At 45.7% G+C, this 21,620-nt stretch carries 26 protein-coding genes and 1 pseudogene; 9 read left to right on the forward strand and 18 right to left on the reverse strand.

What is annotated here, in order from left to right; genetic code table 11:
• The first annotated feature begins 33 nt into the window (after positions 1-33).
• Positions 34-1,284 carry a DEAD/DEAH box helicase gene (locus tag CWI73_RS03190; protein ID WP_126751516.1) on the forward strand — a complete coding sequence of 417 codons (1,251 nt, stop codon included), beginning with the start codon at positions 34-36 and terminating at the stop codon, positions 1,282-1,284.
• A 22-nt stretch (positions 1,285-1,306) separates the two neighbouring features.
• Here CWI73_RS03190 and CWI73_RS03195 read toward each other — a convergent pair whose 3' ends face one another.
• A complete protein-coding gene (locus CWI73_RS03195) occupies positions 1,307-2,218 on the reverse strand; it encodes a M14 family metallopeptidase (protein WP_126751517.1) in 912 nt (303 codons plus the stop codon).
• A gap of 71 nt (positions 2,219-2,289) precedes the next feature.
• Positions 2,290-2,601 (reverse strand): YebG family protein, encoded by a 312-nt coding sequence (locus CWI73_RS03200; RefSeq protein ID WP_126751518.1) that lies wholly within the window; start codon positions 2,599-2,601, stop codon positions 2,290-2,292.
• 134 nt (positions 2,602-2,735) lie between these two features.
• Here CWI73_RS03200 and CWI73_RS03205 point away from each other — a divergent pair, with 134 nt between their 5' ends.
• Positions 2,736-3,920: an MFS transporter gene (locus tag CWI73_RS03205; RefSeq protein ID WP_126751519.1), complete on the forward strand. Its 1,185-nt coding sequence runs from the start codon at positions 2,736-2,738 to the stop codon at positions 3,918-3,920.
• On the opposite strand, the gene CWI73_RS03210 is transcribed toward CWI73_RS03205, so the two are convergent.
• Positions 3,910-4,566: a flavin reductase family protein gene (locus tag CWI73_RS03210; RefSeq protein WP_126751520.1), complete on the reverse strand. Its 657-nt coding sequence runs from the start codon at positions 4,564-4,566 to the stop codon at positions 3,910-3,912. The two genes, CWI73_RS03205 and CWI73_RS03210, sit on opposite strands and share 11 nt — an antisense overlap.
• 149 nt (positions 4,567-4,715) lie before the next feature.
• On the opposite strand from CWI73_RS03210, the gene CWI73_RS03215 reads away from it, so the two are divergent.
• Entirely contained in the window at positions 4,716-5,135 is a 420-nt protein-coding gene (locus tag CWI73_RS03215) for a hypothetical protein (RefSeq protein WP_126751521.1), read from the forward strand.
• Positions 5,136-5,306: 171 nt separating this feature from the next.
• Here CWI73_RS03215 and arfB read toward each other — a convergent pair whose 3' ends face one another.
• The gene (gene arfB / locus CWI73_RS03225) at positions 5,307-5,717 is read right to left on the reverse strand and encodes an alternative ribosome rescue aminoacyl-tRNA hydrolase ArfB (RefSeq protein WP_126751522.1); all 411 of its coding nucleotides are present in this window, start codon (positions 5,715-5,717) and stop codon (positions 5,307-5,309) included.
• 84 nt (positions 5,718-5,801) lie between these two features.
• Between arfB and CWI73_RS03230 the strand changes: the two genes are divergently transcribed.
• A complete protein-coding gene (locus tag CWI73_RS03230; protein ID WP_126751523.1) occupies positions 5,802-6,797 on the forward strand; it encodes a branched-chain amino acid aminotransferase in 996 nt (331 codons plus the stop codon).
• Between the two features lie 14 nt (positions 6,798-6,811).
• Here the strand turns inward: CWI73_RS03230 and CWI73_RS03235 are convergent, their stop codons facing one another.
• Both CWI73_RS03235 and CWI73_RS03240 read right to left on the reverse strand, forming a co-directional pair.
• On the reverse strand, positions 6,812-7,129 hold the full coding sequence (locus CWI73_RS03235) for an antibiotic biosynthesis monooxygenase family protein (protein ID WP_058578922.1): 318 nt from the start codon (positions 7,127-7,129) through the stop codon (positions 6,812-6,814).
• 28 nt (positions 7,130-7,157) lie between these two features.
• Positions 7,158-7,298 (reverse strand): DUF3149 domain-containing protein, encoded by a 141-nt coding sequence (locus CWI73_RS03240; RefSeq protein WP_126751524.1) that lies wholly within the window; start codon positions 7,296-7,298, stop codon positions 7,158-7,160.
• 193 nt (positions 7,299-7,491) lie between these two features.
• Here CWI73_RS03240 and CWI73_RS03245 point away from each other — a divergent pair, with 193 nt between their 5' ends.
• The 4 genes and pseudogenes from CWI73_RS03245 (at position 7,492) to CWI73_RS03260 (ending at position 10,854) form a co-directional block, all read left to right on the forward strand.
• On the forward strand, positions 7,492-7,992 hold the full coding sequence (locus CWI73_RS03245) for a BON domain-containing protein (RefSeq protein ID WP_126751525.1): 501 nt from the start codon (positions 7,492-7,494) through the stop codon (positions 7,990-7,992).
• Positions 7,993-8,122: 130 nt separating this feature from the next.
• On the forward strand, positions 8,123-8,665 hold the full coding sequence (locus CWI73_RS03250; RefSeq protein ID WP_126751526.1) for a PH domain-containing protein: 543 nt from the start codon (positions 8,123-8,125) through the stop codon (positions 8,663-8,665).
• Positions 8,658-10,208 (forward strand): PH domain-containing protein, encoded by a 1,551-nt coding sequence (locus CWI73_RS03255; protein WP_126751527.1) that lies wholly within the window; start codon positions 8,658-8,660, stop codon positions 10,206-10,208. Before CWI73_RS03250 ends, CWI73_RS03255 begins: the two co-directional genes overlap by 8 nt.
• 58 nt (positions 10,209-10,266) lie before the next feature.
• Positions 10,267-10,854 (forward strand): annotated as a pseudogene (locus tag CWI73_RS03260) (DUF938 domain-containing protein).
• Between the two features lie 16 nt (positions 10,855-10,870).
• On the opposite strand, the gene CWI73_RS03265 reads toward CWI73_RS03260, so the two are convergent.
• The 3 genes from CWI73_RS03265 to CWI73_RS03275 form a co-directional block, all read right to left on the reverse strand.
• Complete coding sequence (locus CWI73_RS03265) at positions 10,871-11,497, reverse strand: YiaD family glycine zipper/OmpA-like lipoprotein (RefSeq protein WP_126751528.1); 627 nt, start codon at positions 11,495-11,497, stop codon at positions 10,871-10,873.
• Between the two features lie 95 nt (positions 11,498-11,592).
• A complete protein-coding gene (locus tag CWI73_RS03270) occupies positions 11,593-12,162 on the reverse strand; it encodes a LemA family protein (protein ID WP_126751529.1) in 570 nt (189 codons plus the stop codon).
• A gap of 10 nt (positions 12,163-12,172) precedes the next feature.
• Positions 12,173-13,204, reverse strand: coding sequence for a hypothetical protein (locus tag CWI73_RS03275; RefSeq protein ID WP_241968828.1), 1,032 nt, complete (start codon positions 13,202-13,204; stop codon positions 12,173-12,175).
• 132 nt (positions 13,205-13,336) lie between these two features.
• On the opposite strand from CWI73_RS03275, the gene CWI73_RS03280 reads away from it, so the two are divergent.
• Positions 13,337-14,263 (forward strand): D-2-hydroxyacid dehydrogenase, encoded by a 927-nt coding sequence (locus CWI73_RS03280; protein ID WP_126751531.1) that lies wholly within the window; start codon positions 13,337-13,339, stop codon positions 14,261-14,263.
• A 47-nt stretch (positions 14,264-14,310) separates the two neighbouring features.
• Here the strand turns inward: CWI73_RS03280 and CWI73_RS03285 are convergent, their stop codons facing one another.
• From CWI73_RS03285 to CWI73_RS03325, 9 genes are all read right to left on the reverse strand, one after another.
• Entirely contained in the window at positions 14,311-14,805 is a 495-nt protein-coding gene (locus tag CWI73_RS03285) for a cytochrome b (RefSeq protein ID WP_100691866.1), read from the reverse strand.
• A gap of 80 nt (positions 14,806-14,885) precedes the next feature.
• On the reverse strand, positions 14,886-16,238 hold the full coding sequence (locus CWI73_RS03290) for a histidine kinase dimerization/phospho-acceptor domain-containing protein (protein ID WP_232709794.1): 1,353 nt from the start codon (positions 16,236-16,238) through the stop codon (positions 14,886-14,888).
• The gene (locus CWI73_RS03295) at positions 16,229-16,891 is read right to left on the reverse strand and encodes a response regulator (protein ID WP_126751532.1); all 663 of its coding nucleotides are present in this window, start codon (positions 16,889-16,891) and stop codon (positions 16,229-16,231) included. The genes CWI73_RS03290 and CWI73_RS03295 overlap by 10 nt, the downstream gene beginning before the upstream one ends.
• Positions 16,892-16,909: 18 nt before the next feature.
• A complete protein-coding gene (locus tag CWI73_RS03300; protein WP_126751533.1) occupies positions 16,910-17,569 on the reverse strand; it encodes a tetratricopeptide repeat protein in 660 nt (219 codons plus the stop codon).
• Positions 17,556-18,374 (reverse strand): SDR family oxidoreductase, encoded by an 819-nt coding sequence (locus CWI73_RS03305; protein WP_126751534.1) that lies wholly within the window; start codon positions 18,372-18,374, stop codon positions 17,556-17,558. The genes CWI73_RS03300 and CWI73_RS03305 overlap by 14 nt, the downstream gene beginning before the upstream one ends.
• Positions 18,371-19,039 (reverse strand): iron-containing redox enzyme family protein, encoded by a 669-nt coding sequence (locus CWI73_RS03310; RefSeq protein ID WP_198675143.1) that lies wholly within the window; start codon positions 19,037-19,039, stop codon positions 18,371-18,373. The genes CWI73_RS03305 and CWI73_RS03310 overlap by 4 nt, the downstream gene beginning before the upstream one ends.
• Positions 19,023-20,402, reverse strand: a complete 1,380-nt coding sequence (locus CWI73_RS03315) for an AMP-binding protein (protein WP_126751535.1) — start codon at positions 20,400-20,402, stop codon at positions 19,023-19,025. The genes CWI73_RS03310 and CWI73_RS03315 overlap by 17 nt, the downstream gene beginning before the upstream one ends.
• Entirely contained in the window at positions 20,399-20,998 is a 600-nt protein-coding gene (locus CWI73_RS03320) for a thermostable hemolysin (RefSeq protein WP_126751536.1), read from the reverse strand. The genes CWI73_RS03315 and CWI73_RS03320 overlap by 4 nt, the downstream gene beginning before the upstream one ends.
• Before the next feature lie 137 nt (positions 20,999-21,135).
• Positions 21,136-21,495, reverse strand: a complete 360-nt coding sequence (locus CWI73_RS03325) for a diacylglycerol kinase (protein ID WP_126751537.1) — start codon at positions 21,493-21,495, stop codon at positions 21,136-21,138.
• Positions 21,496-21,620 lie beyond the last annotated feature (125 nt).

Genomic DNA, 21,620 nt, shown 5'->3' on the forward strand with positions numbered 1-21,620 from the left:
TGATGTCTATTTAAATAAAATTCCCGGAGCTTCATGTCCACAGAACAAAATCAGAGCTCGTTCCAGTCACTAGGACTGAACGACAATATCTTACGAGCCGTTACTGAGTGCGGTTATACCACCCCTACCCCGATTCAAGAGCAAGCCATTCCGACCGTAATGAAAGGTCATGACTTACTGGCAGCGGCACAAACCGGAACCGGGAAAACAGCAGGTTTTACGCTTCCTTTGTTGCATAACTTGTCTTCGACGAAGACAGAAGGTAAGCCTGTTATTCGAGCGCTAATATTAACACCGACACGCGAGTTAGCAGCTCAGGTTGAAGATAACCTCAACACGTACGCAAAATACACAGGCCTCAAATCGCTGGTCATTTTCGGTGGCGTTGGCATAAACCCGCAAATTAATGCGTTACGTCGCGGAGTCGATATCTTAGTCGCAACACCAGGACGACTGCTTGATCACAGCCGTCAGGGTACCGTCGATTTAAGCAAAATTGATGTGCTGATATTAGATGAAGCTGACCGGATGCTAGACATGGGCTTTATTCATGACATTAAAAAAGTCATGAAGCTGATTCCTGAACAGCGTCAGACCCTGCTTTTCTCAGCCACTTTCTCAAAGGAAATTAAATCGCTGGCTCAGCAGTTCATGCATCAACCTAAACTGGTTGAAGTTGCGCGCCAGAATGCGGCAGCAGATACAATTGAGCAGCGTGTCTACCCTGTCGATAAAAAACGCAAACGCGAGCTATTAAGCTATCTAATTGGCAGCAGAAACTGGCGACAAGTGTTGGTATTTACCCGCACCAAGCACGGCGCAAACCGTTTGGCGACTCAACTCACTGACGATGGCTTACCAGCCATGGCCATTCACGGTAATAAGAGCCAGGGCGCAAGAATCAAAGCCTTAGCGCAATTTAAGGCGGGTAAATTACGAGTCTTAGTCGCGACGGATATTGCCGCGCGCGGCATTGATATCGACGAATTACCTCACGTTATTAACTTTGAGTTACCGCAGGTTGCCGAAGACTATGTGCACCGCATTGGACGTACTGGTCGTGCCGGCAGCGAAGGCGAAGCCGCTTCTTTGGTCTGCGTTGACGAGCACAAGCTGCTGCGCGACATTGAAAAGCTGACCAAGAATGAGATACCGAAAGAAGTGGTTCCGGGTTTTGAGCCCGATCCGAGCATAAAACCTGAGCCTATCCAAAAGCCCAGAGGTAGCCGGCCAAATAACTCGCGCCGTGCACCGAGACAAAACCGCCCGGCGACACGACGCTAGCCACTTCACTGTCGGCTGGGTCTTATTTCAAAAAATCCAGTCCGCCAGTTACTGCAGCGACCTGGGCTTCAATACATTGTTTAGGCGTTGCTTTGGGGCTGTCAGGGTAAACTTCTGTGGTTGTGGCGTACTCTGCTTTACTGAAGCTAATGCAAAGTCCCAGCTTAGACGTTGGCAGTAAAATAACACCTCGCTGCGCAATGTCTTCGCCAATCAGTTTATTTTCATCGTCAGCGTCCGCTATGTGTGTGACTTTCTCAACAGAGTCCAGTACGGCCTTTTGGAATTCCGGGTAAGGCTTTTCGGCATTACCGACCAAATAGAAGCCGTCAGGGATATTCCAATTAGTATTCACGGTACCATCCATTGCGGCTTTTGCCGGACGAAACTCACTGTTGTCAGTATCTGTGGTTTCATGTAAGTCAATGTGCGCCAGAATATCTACGCCTAAATCCGCGACGTACTTCATAATATGAGCACACTCACCTGCCGGTGATTCAGCAACAAACGAACGGTTAGGATCAATAGCTGCCGGATTCCAGCGGTTAATGGTTTCATAGCCCCACGGACTTAGACACGGTGCAACAATAACGTTAAAGTGCTCTGCATAGCTATTGGCTTGAGTTTCTATAAAACGCAACGCACCGTGAACACCACTTGTTTCGTAGCCGTGTACACCACCAGTGACTAATACTGTCGGTTTATTACTGTCCCAACGCTTAGTTTTCACCGCGAATAACGGGTAAGTCGCGCTTTCGTAAGCCAATTCGCCATATTGTTCAACGTCAAAGTCGTCTTTAAATTTCTCTATTTTGCTAACAACATCATCAAAGTATGAACGCTTTTGGGTTTGCTCCGCTAACCATTGCGCTTTTTCTTCCGCACCCCATGGTTTACCCGGAGTACCAATGTGGTAAATCGTTTCTTGCGTCATAGCCTGATCCTATTCATTACGTCTTTTAAAGAGAGATAGCTATACTACCAAAGTCTTCTCATGCACCAAAGTTATGCTGCTTTGGTCGCCTCTTTATTACCCGCTTTATTATCTGTTTTCTCTGCCGGTGTTTTTTCTGCTTTCGGCTTTTTCGGTTTCTTGGCGCCAAGAGCAATTAAAACATTTTCTCGTTCTTTCGCTAAAAACATCGCCATATCTTCAAGCTGCTTGTCGTCAGTAAAAAGCTCGCTGCTTTCAATTAAGGGCGTTAGCGCCTCTGCCATATCCAACATTTTGTCGTGTGCATCGGCTTCGGCTTTCGAGGTAAATGTCATTTTTTCGGCTCCATCGCGAATCACTACGTATTGGGTTACTACAGCCATGGTTGTGTCCTTTGCTGAGGTTTACAGATACTGGTTATTTGTACAGTATAAAGCAAGTAATTGCAATAGCTGCCACATTCGCTAAACTGCGCACTCTTAACAAAGACGATAAGTACAGGAATACAGCCAGCCCCATGACTCAGTTCTCCAAAGCACAAGTTCGACTGGCTATATTTGCCATGGCCATTGGCAGTTTTGCTATTGGTATCGGTGAGTTCGTGATTATGGGTTTGCTGCCTGACGTCGCTACCGATTTTAATACTGACACGCGTACAACCGGGCACTTAATCAGTCTTTACGCTTTAGGTGTTGTTATCGGTGCGCCACTTATTACTATCCTCTTTGCGCGCTTTCCTCGTAAACCGATGCTACTCATACTGTTGTTCGTTTTCGCTATTGGTAATTTTGCCAGCGCATCGGCCGATAATTACTTTTTGCTGCAAGTTTTACGGTTTCTAACTGGCCTGCCGCATGGGGCTTACTTTGGTATAGCCTGTTTAGTCGCTGCCGATATGGTGCGCCGAAACCAGCGTGGTATGGCTGTCACTATGGTTATGATGGGTCTTACCATCGCCATTTTGGTTGGTAACCCTCTAGCCACATGGCTCGGGCAGCTCATCGACTGGCGTACGGTCTACCACACTGTTGGTGCATTAGGTTTAGTTGCACTGGTTATGATTGCACTTGTGGTTCCACAACATCCAAACGAACAAAAAACCTCTGCTCGAGGCGAAATGAGAGCCTTACAGAACCCACAGGTTTGGCTAACGCTGGCTATTGGCGCTATCGGTTTTGGCGGCATGTTTGCGGTTTTAAGCTACATAGCCCCCACCTTGATTAACGCTACCGGCCTGGCCCCTCACTGGATACCTATTGCATTGCTTATCTACGGTATCGGCTCGTTAGCAGGAAGTTTGGTCGGCGGCTGGGCAGCGGACCGAAGCCTTAAGCTAACTATTGGTGGCTCACTTATTTGGTCAGCGGTTGTATTAGGAGTTTTCCCTTTTACCTTAGAGAGTGTTTGGAGCGTTATGCCAATGGTTCTGTTGCTTGGCAGTGCAGCGGCTTTGGTTCCAGCCCTCCAGGTTCGTCTTATGGATGTAGCGGGAGAAGCACAAACCTTAGCCGCATCGCTGAATCATTCAGCATTTAACGCAGCCAACGCCTTAGGCGCCTGGCTCGGTGGTTTAGCTATTGTTTCACCACTGAGCTGGCAAGGTACCGGCTGGGTTGGCTGTGGCTTATCTTTAGCAGGCTTATTGCTATTCTGGGTCACTAAAAAGCACAGCCGTAAAACACCCGATATTATTAGTCTTTAGCCTCACCGTTGACTTGTAATTCGCGCAACTCTCCGTCTGGTTTTGCGTACGACAAACGCGCTGCACGAGAGGTCAAGTGATAACCATCTAGTCCGGAAATGGTCATAGTACCCAGACCTTCAATGTCGATATAACCGTCACTTTGCACCGCTTCTTCTTGTACATCGACCCAACGCACTTCGCCAACAATAAGCGCCGTGTCGTTATGTTGTATCGGAATAATTTCAACCAATTGCATACCAATACGCAAAGAACTCTCAGCCACATAGGGCGCGTGAAACCCATCCATAAACTCAGGTGTTAGGTTACAAGCATCAAACTCGGACTGCTCTCTCGGGTAGCGGGCCGACGTTTTATGAGCCTTTCTAAAAAAACTCTCACCGACGTGATTAATGGTATAAACACCACTCTCTTCAATATTCTCCCAAGTGTGTCTGGTCACCGACTGAGGGCGCATCACAAACCCTAAAAGAGGAGGGTTACTGCCAAGGTGTACTACTGAACTGATAATTGCCAGGTTATCTTGCTGGTGCCGGTCGCGTGTACCTATAACATTTGCACTCTTAAAGCCGGAAAGACAGTTCACAAATCGGGCACGTTCCCTATCTTGCATTTGGGCTAAATCGTTTTGTTTATAGTGTTTCATAGTAACCTCAAGATTTATCTCTAATTTGTATTACGCGGGAAAAGCCACTTTTGATCGTTGGAAAGATTCTTTACAAAAAACATTATTGCGAACGGTTATCATTTGCGTTAACTTATTTTCAGCAACGACAAAAAGGGAAAGCGATAAAAATGAAAAATGCCTACACTGGTTACTTTAGCAGTCAGAAAAACCTGCAAAAAGCCACCCAGTACCTACAACAGAAGAACTATTGCAGCGTCACTTCAGTGCTGTCAGAAGCAATTGAAGATGCACGTTGCGCCGCAGAAGAAGTCGCTTTGACAGCCAATGCAATACAAACCTACACGACGGCGTCTATTTTACTCATCGCTGTTTATATTCGGATTAATAAGCCGCTTCTCGCTCAGGAAAGACAAGAGAGCGCAAACCGGCAACTTCAACAATGGCGCACCAATACGGACTCCATGCAAATTAATGAATTGTGCCGCTACTGCTGCCAGTTATTGATTACCGGGTGTCAGCACTCTCGTTGTGTTGGACACTACACTCATCAACTTGAGGAGCTAAACCATGCGCAGGAACAAACCTGAACGTTTGCAACTGTCCATGAGCAAAGAGCAGTTGAAACATCTACTGTTAGAAAAGCGAGTTGTCGCAAGTGACATTCGTTGCTGCGACTACTGCAGCCAATGCGAATTAAAGGAACTTATACTGGAATGTGCCCGAATATCGTGCTCAGGTGAGACGAGAGATGTTAGTGCTTAGAACTCTTTTTTCCGAAGCACCTTTTTCTGGCCGTGCTGCTTCTTCTTATTCAAGCGCTTCTCTTTTGCTGCCCGGCTTGGTTTGGTCGGAATACGCTTTTTCTGTGTTTTCGAAACGCTTCGAATAAGCTCTGTCAGTTGCTCTAATGCTAGTTCTCTGTTCCTTGCCTGACTACGTGTTTCCTGACTTTTAATAATCACTTTGCCACTTTGAGTAATACGGTGATCATGCTTTTTAAGCAGTCGTTGTTTATAAAAATCCGGTAGTGACGAAGCCTGAATATCAAAAATAAGTTGAGCGGCCGTGGCCACCTTATTGACGTTCTGACCACCCGCCCCACTGGAACGGATAAACTGCCATTCTATTTCGCTTTCCGCAATTTGAACGCGTTGAGAAATTTGAATCATAAGGAACCTGTTCAGTCAGTGTCATCCGATTGTTAAAAATATGGTATATTACTGCGCAACTTTTTACTCGAGCAGGATTAACTTATGGCAGCTTTTGGCTCTGTATTTATGCCACAAATGGCGTTAGCAACGTATGAGAACTCAAATTGGAGCACGCCTGAACTTGTTCCATCCGACGCTATTCAGTTGCACCCAGGTGCCCATGTTTTGCATTATGCTAGCACCTGCTTCGAGGGGCTAAAAGCTTTCCGGCATGAGGACGGCTCAATTAATATTTTTCGGATGGATAGAAATGTGAAGCGTATGCAACAGAGCAGCGAGCTGCTGTCATTGCCAGCGTTCGACGAATCTATGCTCGAGCATATGATTATTGATGTTGTAAAACACTTTAGCGAAGAAGTCCCTGCTCCTCCGGGCTCTATGTATATTCGACCAACCCATATTGGCACCGAAGCCGCTATTGGTAAAGCCGCTTCACCTACGCGCTCATCCATGCTCTATGTACTGTTGTCTCCTGTTGGCGACTATTTCTCAGGCGGCGATAAAGCATTGCGGTTACTGCTTGAGGAAGATGGCTCACGCTGTGCCGCCCACATGGGGATGGTAAAAAGTGGCGGTAATTATGCCAGTGCACTTCAACCCATTCTTCAAGCTCGCGCCTCTGTTAACGCTGACCAGGTTCTATTTTGCCCTAATGGTGACGTTCAGGAAACCGGGGCTGCGAACTTTCTGCTCATCGATGGCAATGAAATTATCACCAAAGCACTGGATAGCACCTTTTTACATGGTGTCACTCGTGATTCTATTCTCACTATCGCGAAAGATTTAGGAATGAAGGTATCGGAGCGAGAGTTGAGTGTTGAAGAGCTACTAGAGCGCGCCGCGAAGCCAAGCTGTGAAGCTGCTTTGTCCGGTACGGCTGCTGTATTAGCGCCAGTTGGCACCCTTATTCATAACAACAAAGAGTTTTCTGTTAGCAGCGGCAATCCCGGCGAAACAACACTGAAACTCCGCAAAGCCTTGAATGATGTTCAGTGGGGCAAAGCAGAAGACAAACACGGCTGGTTAACCAAAGTCTGAAACATGTTTGTCTTTTAGGTGTTGTCAGGCGGTAATACCACCCAGTCAGGGTCTTCGAACTCACCTAAGGGCGTAATGTCGCAAAATGGCGCAGCGCTGCGAATAATTTCAGCGACCTCCGGGTTATGCTGTCCTTCCATCGCATCCCGCTGCGCTTTCGTGTCCCAGGACGCTATAGCAATTAACGTTTTTTCATCGCCTATTTTTCGATGAAGCTCTGTTCCCTTTGCTCCTGGCGCACGCTGAATGATCTTGCTCGCTTTAACCCAGGCTTCCGCATACTCTTCTGCTGTATGCCCGTCTTTTATATGAACCTGAAAAATATATTTCATGGCTCTCCTTTCTCGATTACCGGTACGCTTATTTGCGTTTTTGCTCCGACTTGACCATTTTTATATAGAAAAATACAGCGTAAAAAATGCACATACCAATAACAATAGCTAACCCGCTAAACGAAATAAAGATGACCGGATCACTGAAAAATTCTTGCCATAGACTCATAACTGATACTCCTATCGTGTTTCCTTCAGTTTATGAGAACGTGGCAAATTAATTATTGAGCTACATCAAATTAATGAATATCACTTTATTTTTTGTGGGTATTTTGAAAAACATCTGTAAAGAGCGCCATAAACATCAATTATTGTCCTATATTTAATGACGTTAGTATTTTAGTTAACACTGGAGGTTAGTTATGAAAAACGTAAAAGCAGCTTTATTCGCAAGTTTAATTCCTTTATCGCTTCTCGCCCTATCAGGTTGCAGCGAAAAAGAAGCAAACGAGGCAGAATCTGAAGTTGAAAGCAAAATGGAGCAGGCTGAGCAAAAAGCTAAAGAAACCATGGATGCAGCTCAGGAAAAATCGGAAGACGCCTGGGATGAAACCAAGGACAAGTCAGAAGATGCCTGGAACAAAACCAAAGAGGAAGCTCAAGAAGCCGGCGACTATGCTGAGCAAAAAGCTGACCAAGCTGGTGACTACATTGATGACTCTATCATCACCACTCGTGTTAAAGCGGTTATCTTCGAAGATGACAACTTGAACAGCATGAATATCAGCGTTGAAACCAACAACGGCATTGTTAAATTGTCAGGCTTTGTTGAAAGCGAAGCTGACATTGACACGGCTGAAAACTTGGCTTCAACGGTTGAAGGTGTGAAAGATATTGAAAACAATCTTCAAGTGAAAGAATAAGCACTTTTTCCAACTCAAAAGAGCGGCAAATAAGCCGCTCTTTTAATTTGTATCAAACCATTTCAGACACTAGCGATAGACAGAAAAGCTTGCTAACTTAAGCCGCAACAACAATAACAAGCAGCCTGTTATGTCTACCCATTCATTCTCTAATGAGACAATCGAAAGCAACGACCTTCCCAAGGCTCGTGAGCAGCACTTTTTACCGCTAAGCCCGGCCTACGTAAAAGTGAACTTACTTTGTCGCCTGCTTCTTTGGTTTATTGTTTTGGTCGCGCTTGCTGTCGTTCACTGGCAACCTTGGTTTCAACTGCCCAGCCCTATGCAAACCGCAATTCCCGGCTTACTCATTGCCATTGCTTCATTAGGGTTGTTGCTCTCGGTTTACGGCATTATTGGCGACAAAGTCAAAGGTTATGCTTTGCGAGAGCATGACTTAAGTTACAAAAGCGGCGTTATTTTCAAGTCGATTATCAGCCAACCGATATTACGTATACAGCATGTCGAGCTTAAACACGGCCCTATCGATCGTCATTTTGGCTTGGCTTCATTAGAAGTTTTTAGTGCTGGTGGCGCTATGCACACCTTTGCCATACCGGGCTTGCCTGAAGAAAAAGCCCGCGAGCTTCGTCAGTATATACTTGAACACGGTGATATTGCGGCTAATGAATAACGAACAAATAAGCACTATTGAAAACGTTACTGAAGAGTACCGTGATAAATGGCTCAAGCTGTCTCCGGTCGCAATTATTTATTTTGCGATTCAATTTATAAAAAATACCGCCAGTAACTTCGTTTATTTAATTCCAGCCCTCGTTGTTGGGTATCAGAAACTGGCTGACAATATTGTTTCTATTCTTATTGGCGTCGCTGGAATTTTGGTGTTTATCGCTGTCAGTGCGTTGGTTAAATTTTATTTTTATCAATACCGAATTACCGGGCAGCGGGCGCAGATTCACTCGGGAGTTTTTCAAAAAAAGCACATCGATTTGCCTTTTGAACGCATTCAGAACATTCGATTCGAGCAGCCGATTTATTACCGCTTTACTGATCACGTCTGTATGCTGCTCGATACCGCTGGTTCAAGCAAAGCAGAGGCGAAAATCATTGCTTTACCTAAATCCGTTGCCGAAACACTCAAGCAAGAAATACTGCTGTTCAAGGATAACGCCAGTGACACAAAGAATCAGCGTGAGACAGGACAGCAGCAAGATCAAGAAACTGTGCTTAATACTCGTTCAGTGAGAGATCTCGTTATTCACGGCTTAGCAAGCAACCGTATTTGGATTGTCCTAGGTGCGTTAGCGCCCTTTTTCAACGCTATTTCTGAACAAGTAATAGAAGGCATAGAAAGTTTCGGTGTAGACGTGGAAGCGCTTATGTCCTCCACTCAGTACGCGATGTGGCAATACATTCTGGTTATTGCCTCGGCCACCTTCATTATTGTTGCGTTACTAGCGTTAATTTCTGTCATTGGCTCAGTCATTACCTTTTACGATTTTCGCCTTACTCGTTCAGGCGATCGCTATATTCGAAGGAATGGCCTATTTACCCGCCATGAGGTGGCTATGCGACTGCGCCGACTACAGATGATCGTATACCAACAAAACTGGCTGGACCGTTTGCTTCAGCGTGTGAACCTTAAATTTGAGCAGCTCAATTCCAGTGTTGAGCGGCATAGTGCTTCCACAGCTGGTGGAAAAATCATGGTTCCCTCCGTTACTTTGAGTGAAGCCGAAGAGCTGGCGAGAGATGCCTGGCCTGAGCATCAGATGGGCAGCATTAAGTTTCACCCTATTAGTAAGCGGTTAATGGTGCGAAACGCATTGGTCTCCTTTTGGCTATTTGTGGGATCAGCAATCGTTATAAGTTACTTTGGTCATTACCAACTTTCAGCCGCCTTAATTGCCCTGTTCTTAACTAGCCTGCCTTTCATTGCACTGCGCTGGAAACGTTGGGGGTATGCAAGCGACGACCAGTTTATATACATTCGTAAAGGTCTCATTGGCGTTAGTTACCGTTGCTTTCCCATTCACAAAGTTCAACAAACCTCGTTTTACCAAAGCTGGTTTATGCGTCGCTTTAAACTGTGCTCTGTTGGCTTCGTGCTTGCCTGTGGTGGTCAGTCAGTTCCTTTTATTAAAGAAGCCACAGGTGACGCTTTAATTGATAACACCTTATACCGGGTAGAAGCTTTGAGAAAGTCCTGGATGTAAAATGCTGCGGAGAGTTGTTAGATTATTCGACACTAATAAGACAATTCGGTGATATTTTATGGAACTACCGTTCTCGCAAGCCTGTGAAAACAATAAAGACCCAATCCTTGGGGTTCTGGAAGTCGCTTTTGCTAATGCGTCACGAGTTTTGGAAGTTGGCAGCGGTACAGGGCAACATGCCGTCTACTTCGCCAAAAAACTCTCTCATTTAGAATGGCAGGCAAGTGACTAACCGGAGTATTTACCGGGCGTAAAAGCCCGAATTGAAAAAGAAGGCGTACAAGGCCAGCCTTTGCCTGTTGAGTTCGATGTGTTTCAGTCTGCCCCTGATGGACAGTTCGATGCCTTATTTACCGCAAATACTTGTCACATTATGCCCAAAGAAGGTGTCGAAGCGCTGTTTAATCACTTAGCGGACAACCTTAAATCAGTAAAGCTTTTATGCATTTACGGACCGTTTAATGACAACGGGCATTTCACCAGTGACAGTAACCGAGCGTTTAATCAGTCTCTGCGTACTCGTGACAGCCAAATGGGAATACGTGATAAACAATGGATTGCAAAGCTTGCCAGCCAGCATGGGTTTCATTTGAAAAACACCCATACTATGCCGGCAAACAATCAACTTCTGGAGTTTCAGCGTTAGTCTTTAACGCATAAGTTTATTTGGTATTGGGAACAATTCTTAGCTCAACACGACGGTTTAGCTGACGACCGCTTTCCGTGTCGTTGTCTGCTACTGGCTGACTTTCTCCGTAACCTTCAGTTGTCACACGTCGAGTATCAACGCCATTTCCAACCAAGTGATTACGTACTGCATTCGCTCGGTTTAAAGAAAGTTGCTGGTTGTATTCAGCGGTACCAGTACTGTCCGTATGCCCCTGAATAAGCATGGTGGTTTTTTTATACTTTTGCAGCACTCGGGCAACGTCGTCTAAAACCGGGTTGAAGCTTTGCGAAATGGTTGCACTGCCGGTAGCAAAGGTTATGTTGCTTGGTAGCTGCAGACGAATGTTATCGCCTTCACGTATGACTTTAACGCCGCTGTCGGCCAACTCTTCCCTAAACTCTTCTTCCTGCTTGTCCATATAGGAACCAATAGCACCACCTGCTAACGCACCAACAGCAGCCCCCCAGACATAACGACTTTTATCGTGGTCACCCGTGCCTTTTCCTAATAAAGCACCTGTCACCGCGCCAATCGTCGCACCTTTTTGAGTGTTACTCATATTCTCACAGCCGACTAAGGCGAGAGATGTCATTACCGTTAATAACGCTAACTTCTTCATACCGTTTTCCTTTTTAACGCTTTGAGTACCCATAAAATTAGCATTAATTCAGAAATTCGCTAACGCTATTTGCAGTTCTTTTACGCAACCCAGAGTTAAATATTAGGCTTATATTCAAAACCTTCTTCTGCCTGAGAGTCAGAAAACGTTTTTATCTTCTCTTTACGGTTCAGCATGGCATTCACCAGTGAGTTCGGGAAAACCTCAATGCCGTTATTAAAGTCTTCAACGTTCTGGTTAAAAATACGAATGGCCGCGCCAATATTTTCCTGCTGATCAGTAATTTCGCGCATGAGTTTCTGGTAGGTTTCTGACGCTTTCAATTCAGGGTAATTTTCAACCGTCACATTTAAGCTTTTTAGTAACTCGCCAGTTTTGGCTTCTGCCTGTTCAAGCTTCGCTGTATCGACTTTGCCGATATCTAAACCTTGCAGCGCGCTGCGAAGTTCAGTGACTTTGGTCAATGTCCCTTGCTCAAACTCTTTGTAGTCTTTTACAACATCTTCTAAATGAGGAATAATTTTATTTTTCTGGCGTTCCTGAGTAATAACGTTCGCCCAGGCTCTCTCAACCGCATTCGCCCTGTTAATAATCGCATTGTAAATGGCAATAATAGCGATAACCAAAACTACCGCAATACCAATAGCTATCCATATTCCAGTCATTGACGTGCTCCTAAAAGTTACTGTCCAGCTTAGTCATAACATAATGAACATGACTCAGTGCTGCTTTTAATTTTTGAAATTCCTGCTCGCCTTCTAGCGCCTCAATAAAAGCATCAAACTCACTTATCTTAACTTTATTCGGCGTTGCAATAAGATCCTTGTCAGCAAATGAGAGACATAAGTCAGCCGCATCATTCACTTCAAAATTTACTTTCGATAATACATTGCTAAGCTCTTCAAAAGCGACAACAACCGTTGGCTTCATGGCTTTAGCCGCTTCAATTTCACTGGCAGCGACCACCTTAAATACTTTATTAAACCGGTTAGATGCAGGCTTGTAAGTTGCTTTACCTGCCCCGGGAAGGCTAAAACCAATAACCGCAAAATTACGCAGCAAGCCAAAAGGTAAAATCAAACCATAGCGATCATAATGATCATATTCACGACGAGTGCGCGTTCTTACCCGACCGTTACTGTCAGTGTAGGTGTCAGTAACAATACGCTCATCGACGTAGTGAAAATGGTAGTAATGGTACTCAAACGAGTATTCATCGCCCTGGTAACTGCCTTTAAACAGCTCGTGAATTTCGCGGCTATAATTACCTCGGTGAAACTCACTAAAACGTTGTTGAAACTGGCGTGCTGTCGTCTTCCCATTAAAAGTGACCGGCGTCAGGTTATTATCGAGCAAGCCGTCGCGCTGTAACAAAGCATGAGACACTTTCGACATAAGATGATGCGGGTAATAAGCGGTAATACCTGAAAGCAACGTTAGTACCCCACCAGCCGCAATAATAATCCAGGTACTTTGTTGGAAAGACTGTCGCTGAGACCAGTCCCAGTAACCCAGTAGACCAGTCACCAATAATAAGACGGTAAAAATAATCCAATAGACTTTCGTATTAAGCTGATAACTACCGGAGAAGAATTTGAGCTCAGAAATAACCGCGTCTAACTCTTGGCGGGAGCGACTTAGTGATACTTTCTTTTTAATGTTTTTTAGCAGCGAAATAAGTGCTTTGTTGTTTTTATAATAGAGCACGTTTTGCAATATCAGTTTGTTTGAATTGAGGAAGAAAGCTTAATATTTCTTCCTCACCAGTACCAGCAAAACTTGGAGTTAATGATAAGCTATCGCTAAAACCAGTAATTATTGTTTGCAGTAGGAGTCATTATGAAAGCGGTGATATTAGATAACGACAGTTTGGGTGAAGGCGTTGATTTATCTCCTATTGAAAATCAGGTCAACGAGCTTATTTGCCATTCACTGACTTCGCCCGAACAAGTCGATGAACGTATTCAAAATGCCGATATCGTTATTACCAACAAAGTGGTGCTGAACGAAGCTTCTTTAAAGAAGGCAGAAAAGTTAAAGCTAGTTTGTGTGCTTGCTACAGGCATGAATAATGTTGACTTAAAGGCGGCCGAGAAGCTTGGTATTCCCGTTAAAAATGTTGAGGCTTACGGAACACCCAGTGTGGTTCAGCACACATTAATGATGATGCTGTCGTTGGCAACAAAAATGCCGGTTATGCAAAAGCGTATGGCCGCTGGCGACTGGCAAAAGTCCCCTTTATTTACCTTGCTTAATCCGCCAACGTTTCAACTTGAGGGCAAGCGTCTGGTTATTGTCGGCTCGGGTGAACTTGGGCAAGCGGTAAAAAAACAGGCTGAAGCATTGGGTATGCGCGTAACCTTTACCGCTCGACCGGGTAAAACAGACGACTCGCGCCCAAGTTTTGATGAGCTATTGCCTGAAGCCGACGTTATTTCGTTTCATTGCCCGCTCACCGACGAAACAAAAGGCTTGCTTAACCGCCAGAATATCAAGCATTGCCAGCCTCACACTTTAGTCATTAATAATGCCCGAGGTGGCGTTGCAAACGAGCACGACGTGCTGGACGCATTACGGAAAGGCCAAATTGGCGGCTATGCAACGGACGTTCTTCCGCAAGAGCCGCCAAAAGACGGGCATCCGTTGCTAGATGCGTTAAATGAGCCCTTGAACCTCATTGTAACGCCGCATAACGCCTGGACCTCTCCAGAAGCACGACAACGCATTATTGAGTTAACTGCCGAAAATATACAAACGTTAAAGTAACCAAGCTCTTATTCTAGACTGAGGGCTAATTTGCACCAGCTCGCAATTTAGTCCTTTTCTTTGTAAAAGTGCCAAACACCACCGGCAATATGTAAAGTAACCAGCACTGGTAATACATACGTACCTAATACTTTATGTATTTCTTCTGAGGGCTCATGCAGCCATGGCAATCCACTTAAGTCCACGGATACGCTGAACCATCCAAATACCGATAAAGGATCATTTTCGGTAAACAGATAAAGAGGCCCTGTTACAATTAAGACCAACATAGTTAGTAATAAAGCATAATGAAGATATCTGACGAGTTTGTCTTTTACCGTTGTGGTTGATTCAGGAAAACCTTGATAAAAGCGCAAAACAATACGCCAGGCAACAATAAAGAAAACAAAAAAACCAACACCAATATGAGCGGCTTCGGAATAGTGTTTAACCTCTCTGGAGTCAGCAAACACCATCATAAAACCAAGTGTCAGTATGGTAAAAATTGATAACGCCCCGAGCCAATGAAGTGTGCGCGATAATGGTGTGTATTTACTGTTCATACGTTACTCCTTACGTTTCTTCACGCCAGAGTAAACACGAATTCTTAAGCGAGCATTAAAAGATGAGTGAAGACGGTTTATTACTCTCCTTCTTTATGATGTCGATCAACTTTTACGATAAAATCGCCATCTTGATGCTCAAATGTCAGTATTAAGCCGAGCTGCCGAGCCAGATTATTTACGATACTTAAGCCGATTCCAGCGCCTTGTTCACGTAACTGTCCCCCGCGATAAAAACGTTCAGTGAGGCGTTGAACATCAATATGATGTGTCGCTTCTACCGAATTTCGAATAACAAACGCAGAGCCATCAAAGGCAATATCTATCGTTGATTTTGGTCGGGCATATTTAATCGCGTTATCAACCAGGTTGCTGAATAGTACCGCCAGATAACTTTCTTCAGAGCGCCAGTCAACGGTGTCAGGCAAATTCACCTCTAGCGACAACTGCTGGGCTTCTGCTTTTGGATAATAGTCAGAAATTACTTGCCGAATAACCGCAGCAGCATTCACTTGTCGCCACTGCTCAGGAGGAAGCTCTGTTTTTGATAACAATAGTAAACTTTCAACCAGACTCACCAGTCGCTCAGTACTGTCCAGTAGCGACTGGAGCTCAGACTTTTGCTTATCGGTCGTCGCTTTGACTATCTGATTTTGTAACTGAGCTTTCAGACTTGCCAGCGGTGTTCGTAGTTCGTGTGCTGCATCGGCAGAAAACTGTTTTTCCCGTAAGAATGTTTGCTCAATGCGATGTAAATAGTGGTTCAGTGCAGTTTTAACTAACGCGACCTCTTCAGTATCGTTGGACTCTGAAAACGGTCGGTAGTCGTCTGAGCGTTTGCGTCTAAGTGCTCCGGCTAACCGTCTGAAGCTCGCGAAGTTGCGATTTATTGTCCACCAGCCCAGCCACAGCATCAATGGTAATAGTGTGATAATAGGTATCACGGTATCAACCGTCAGATCATTGCGAATTTCAGAGCGGAATTCATCCTGCTGCAACAGCAAAATGCGGTAATCACCTGCAGCCGAATATAAACCGAAGCTATGCCACAGCTCGTTATTGATCATTTTAACCGCAAAGCCTTCGTTAAAGGTAATCACTGACGGATCCAGCGAGCCTTCTGTTTGCAATAGACTCTCACCAGAGGTGGTTTCGATACGATAAGAGAGTTTGTCCTCATATGAATGTGCATTAATACGACTAATGGTAATGTCGCGATCCACGTACTCATTATTTTGGGGTAAAAGTGCAAGCAAGGTTTTCGCCTGCTGCACCATTTCAGCGTCAAACAACTCATCGACTTCATGACTGATTTCGGCATAAATCCACGTGGCAGAGACGGCCGAACTCAATAAATAGACAGCCGATACCGCAACCAGAATGCGCCGACGTATGGAGTTTAGTTTTGTTCTTATACGGCTAATTATTTGCATGCCAGGCGATACCCTACCCCTCTAATGGTCTGAATCCACTCCTTATTGCCGAGTTTCTTTCGCAGATTATGTACATGCACTTCCAACGCATTGCTTTCCACTTGCTGTTCGTTACGAAACACCACTTGCTCTAACTTATCACGGCTATGCACACGTCCCGGTGACGTCATTAACGCGCGTAACAGCTCAAATTCACGTCGGGATAAGTTAATCCGCTGTTCATCAACCAAAACCTGAAAGTTAACTTCGTCAAGACGAATAGGTCCAACCACCAGTTCAGCCGACGCCTGTCCGCGCTGACGCCTAACCAACGCGCGCAAGCGCGCAGCCAGCTCATTCATATCGAAGGGCTTAACCATATAGTCATCCGCCCCCAGATCTAACAATTTAACGGTCTCGGAACTATCGTCGCGCGCGGTTAACACCAACACTGGCATCAGCTGACCTTTTTTACGTAACGCAGACAACACTCGGCTACCATCCAAATCGGGTAGCCCGAGGTCCAGTACAACGGCGTCATAAGGCGCCCGCTGACTTTCACTGATAGCAGCCGCTCCGGTCCTTACCCACTGCACCGAAAACTGACGTTCAGACAGGCCAATTTCAACAGCCTGTCCCAACATCCCGTCATCCTCGATTAACAATAGATCCATGCACCCTATACCCCTGTATTACTGTTCACGTTTTATTCTGGCCAAGAGCTGTTCCACTTCTTTCCGCCGAAATTCGTCAGCAAGAGGTCGGTCAGGTCGTGGTGCTGCGGTAAGCGCCTTATTCGCATAGCGTTCCGCTTTTACGTACTCACCCTGTTCAAACCAATAATCAGCGTAAAAGTAATTTGGGTCAATGCCATTAGGGTTAATTGCTAGTGCTTTTTCCAATAGCTCTTGCGCTTTATCATCATCACCAAACCCAAACGGCCAGCCAGGCACTTTATAATATAAGGTACCCAATGACGCATAGGCTGAGCCGCTTAGTGCATTTGGATCGATTTCCAACGCTTTCTCCAGAGACTTTCGCGACTCCTTCGCCAAGCTCAATGCCCCAAGCCCTCCTTTTGCACCCGCGTAGGTGCTTTTTACAATACCCAGCCAAATATGTGCGGGCGCGGACTCAGGCTCTTGTTCAACCCACTGTTGGGCATCTGCAACCAATTGCTCAAACGCTTTTTCCTGGGCGTCGTCCTTAAGTGTATAGTTAACAGTGGCCCAGCGTTGTTGCAGATCATGCAGCCGCTGTTGACTGTTAACGCTGGAATCGAGCTCAGCAGAGAAAACGGATAGGCTTAAAAAGCCAGCGATAAAGAATGCGATTACTTTAGTTTTTTTCATGATGATTTTCCTCAATTAATTGATACAACGTATCTCGTGTTTTACGCAAGCTGCGACTGACCAGCTCCGACCACAATCCATTAAGACGAACGAATAGTCGTTCGGGCCAGCCCAACGTTTGTATCTGCTTCTGCCGTTGAATTTGTTTAATTAATTGCAGTGCCACTTGTTGCGGCGGATCTTGCGGTGTCTTCAAGCGTTGGTTTAATTGGCTTAACAAACCTTGATTAAGCGATGTTTTGATAGCACGCGGAGCCGCGTACATAATGCAGGCATCGTGTGCCTTCAATTCACGCTGTAGTGCTTGTGTAAAGCCCCGCAAACCAAATTTGCTGGCGCAGTACAACACTTGGCCCGGAAAGCCGATAGCACCAAACACCGACCCCACATTTAATACCCACCCCTGCTGAACTTTCAGTAACGGAAGTAGTTGGCGGCTCAGTGCGACAGGCGCTGTCAGGTTAGTGGAAATAACTCGCTCTATATCGGTTTCTGTTGCCTCATTAAAGAGGCCCTCATGCGTGACCGCAGCATTATTAATAAGCCCGGTCAGTGATGACTCCTGTCGCTGTAGAAACTGAAGTAGCCGTTGTCGGTCATCCGCTTGAGTCACATCAGCGACAAACGATGTTTGTTGCAAACGAGTTGCCAGCGCGTCCAGCTTTTCCGCCGAGCGTCCAACCAAGACTACGCGAGCGCCACGTTGACTAAGTGCTTCTGCCAACGCTTCACCAAGCCCACCGGCGGCTCCTGTTAGCACAATCGTTTGTCGAGACCAATCGATGACGTTAACGTTATTTTTCATACAGGTTCCCCAGCCAGTTCAGGCAAGGCGCGGAACATATCACCATAAAGCCGATAGACATGTTTTGCGGTCCGTATAATCACTCGCTGTGCATTTTCATCGGTCACCTTATTCATCAACTGTTCAAAAAAGTGAACGTGCTCCTGATCAAGGTCTCCGTGCGACAACAAATAGCTGAACGCTGAATCTGGTAGTCCCAGAGCTGCTTTAATTTTTCCCGCAGCTTGTGTCGCCAATTTAACGCTCGTTCCCTCTAGCACATGCGCCATACCAAAAAACGCCGCCGGATGTTCATTATCGATAGCGTGGTAAACTAATGACACCATTGCCTGAGTGGCTGTATGTGGCTGACTATTTTGTACTGCCTGCGCATCACCACCAGCCGCTTGAATATCATTTAAAATCCAACGCTCGTGACCGTACTCTTCATTGATATACTCGATAACCGCCTTACGTAACCATTCATCGGTGAACGAGAGCTTGCTGCCACAGCGCATGAGTAAAGGCGTGGTATGCTTTACGTGATGGTAAGCCTGCGTTAAAAACGCACCATAGCGCTCGGCAGTGATGTCGTCTTGTAACGCTTGTTGGATGGCCGGTGCGCTCAATAGATAATGCTGTTCGCTTTGAGTTTGTTCACATAACGTATTAAAAAATTTCATCATTTACCTCGTTAGTCGATGCGGGATCTTTCAATTCAAAAAACGCTTGGATAGCCTGACGCCGCAATCGTCCGGTTCCAGTTAATAAGCCATTGCTTACCGTAAAAGGTTCGGTCATTACGATATATCGCTGAATACGCGCATAGTCCGGCAACTGTGTATTCACCTGACTAACCGCAGTATCAGCCTGTGCGGTGGTTGTGGAGGGCATTAGTACTAATAAAGCGGTCAAAGGTGTTTGTTCATCACCTAGGACGGCTGCCTGTGCAATACAGGGCTGACTGCAAAGTTCTGATTCAACCCATTCAGGATCAATATTGCGGCCGTACTCCGTCACGATAATGTTCTTACGGCGTCCTAAAATAATCAGGTGTCCCTTATCATCCAGAGCCCCGAGATCACCGGTATGAATTTGTGCAGGAAACCAACTGCTTCTATCATCCCAGTACCCCAGCATGGCATTGCCTTGCACGACAACCTCGCCATTCTCAAACGAAACCCGTGCATGCTTTAGCGGCGGTCCAACTGTGCCAGGTTCGCTATTTAAAGGCGCATTGAGCGCTACCACAGAGCCGAATTCCGACAAGCCATACCCCTGAACAATAGGTAGTTTCAGCGCCAGAGCCCGTTCTTCCAATGTGTCGCTTAAGCGGGCTCCGCCAACGGCAAGTAATTTGAATTGTCGGGCATTGATAAGTCCGCGCTCCACACCAGTAACTAATACGTCCAACAACGCTGGTGTCAGAATCAAACTGTCGGGTTGATACTGAGTCAGTGCGGTAAAAAACGGATTGAACTGCAACGACGACGAACCTTGTAACCCAAGTGTTTCACTTCTCAGCAGCACGACCTCTGCGCCGAGCCATAACGCCAGGTAAACACCCGCCACATTTTCCAGCAACACCGACAACGGCATAATAGCCATGTGTCGCTTTACGCAAGAACCGGCAACCCGCTCAGCTAATGCAGCTACCGTAGTCAGTTGGTTATCAACGGATAAACAAACGCCTTTGGGTTCACCAGTACTGCCAGAGGTAAAGGTCACTTTTGCGGTTCCTGACGGTAACGGCTTATTTGCTCTCACTTTCGTCTGCAAATAAGTTTGCTGTTGCTGACTAAAAAATGGCGGCACCGGAATGCATACTTTGTCGGCCAGCATCAACGCTAAATCTTCTATTACCCAAGTTACCGGGTCGGTTTCCTTCAATAAAAAGAGTCGCTGAGGTTGTTGGCGCAATTGCTCCACCCGTTGCTCAACGGATTGCAGCAGCTCTGAGTAGCTGAGTTGTGTTCGTTCTGAGCGAATAGCAATCGCTTCAGGGTTCGTATTGGCGTGCGCTTGTAGACGTTCAAAGAACACGTTCATATCGCAACCTCTCGCTGCTGAGACAACACGTACTGGCGGGGTGTAGTCATTTGCTCAAAGACGTTCCCGTCCGTTAACCAGCCAGCAAGCACCGTCGGTTGGTGCTGATAATAGTTGCCCCAAAGATCACGCACCGATTCAGGCAATGCACTTTTCTGTGCCGTTTCTAATTCAGTTAACGCAACGCCTATGCGACGAAAATATTTTTGCAGAGCTCGGGTCGCTGTAAAAATAACCACATCACGACCTTTATCGTCCAATAGCCGCACAACAGCTCGAAATAAATGTGGCAAGTACGTCGGAGTTAACGCCGCCATAGAACCAACTTCAGCCAGGTTTTCTGATTGAGGCAGCGGTTTGTTGCTAACACGATAGTTCTCTAAAGGCTGGGTTAGGTAAGCTTGGGAGAATAGAGCTTGTTCGTCGGCTAATTGCACCCCGCACGCAGCCACTAATCGACTCTCTTCAAATACAGCAATCAATAAACGGGGCAATGTGCGCAAGCAGGCATGGAAGTTTAACCAATAGCGTTCACAAATAAACGTTTCAACCTGTTCGCGTAGCGGATGTTCAGGCAGGATCCAACAGTGATGCATATCTACTCCTTAAGTCAGCCAGCTGGCTGCAACAGCGTCAATGCAGTCACTTTATTAATAAAGACTTAAGGAAAACTTAAATTGATCTCCGGAATGATGGTTTGCGCAGACCGTTAAAAGTTCCAATTTTTATTCCATTAAAAAAATAAAATCGTTACCCAGGTAACCATTAACAGTATCAATGCAAAGAAAACAGCAGCTGAAGCAATATCCTTGGCACGCCCGCTGAGCTCATGGAATTCTGCTCCGATTCGATCAACAACAGCTTCTACTGCGGAATTTAGTAATTCAGTAATCACCAAAATAAATAAACTCGTAATAAGCAGTAAGCGCTCTACAATCGAAGCCTCAACCAACAATGCCACCGGAACCAATACCGCACAAAGCAGTGCCTCCTGGCGAAAGGCTGCTTCATAACGCCAGGCTACTTTTATTCCGCGCAACGAGTTAAACGTTGCTTTCCAAATGCGCATCATACCGGTATAGCCTGGTTTCATTGTTTTTCCTTTCCTGCAATTGATAAATTAAACAGACAGAGTTTATTAAATCAATCTTAAGCTTAACTTAAGAAATGATTGTTAGCGTCTTCACAAAGAATGAACTACCGGAAGAACTAACACTC

The organism is Idiomarina piscisalsi, assembly GCF_003987095.1.
In the GTDB taxonomy this organism is placed as follows: Bacteria; Pseudomonadota; Gammaproteobacteria; order Enterobacterales; family Alteromonadaceae; genus Idiomarina; species Idiomarina piscisalsi.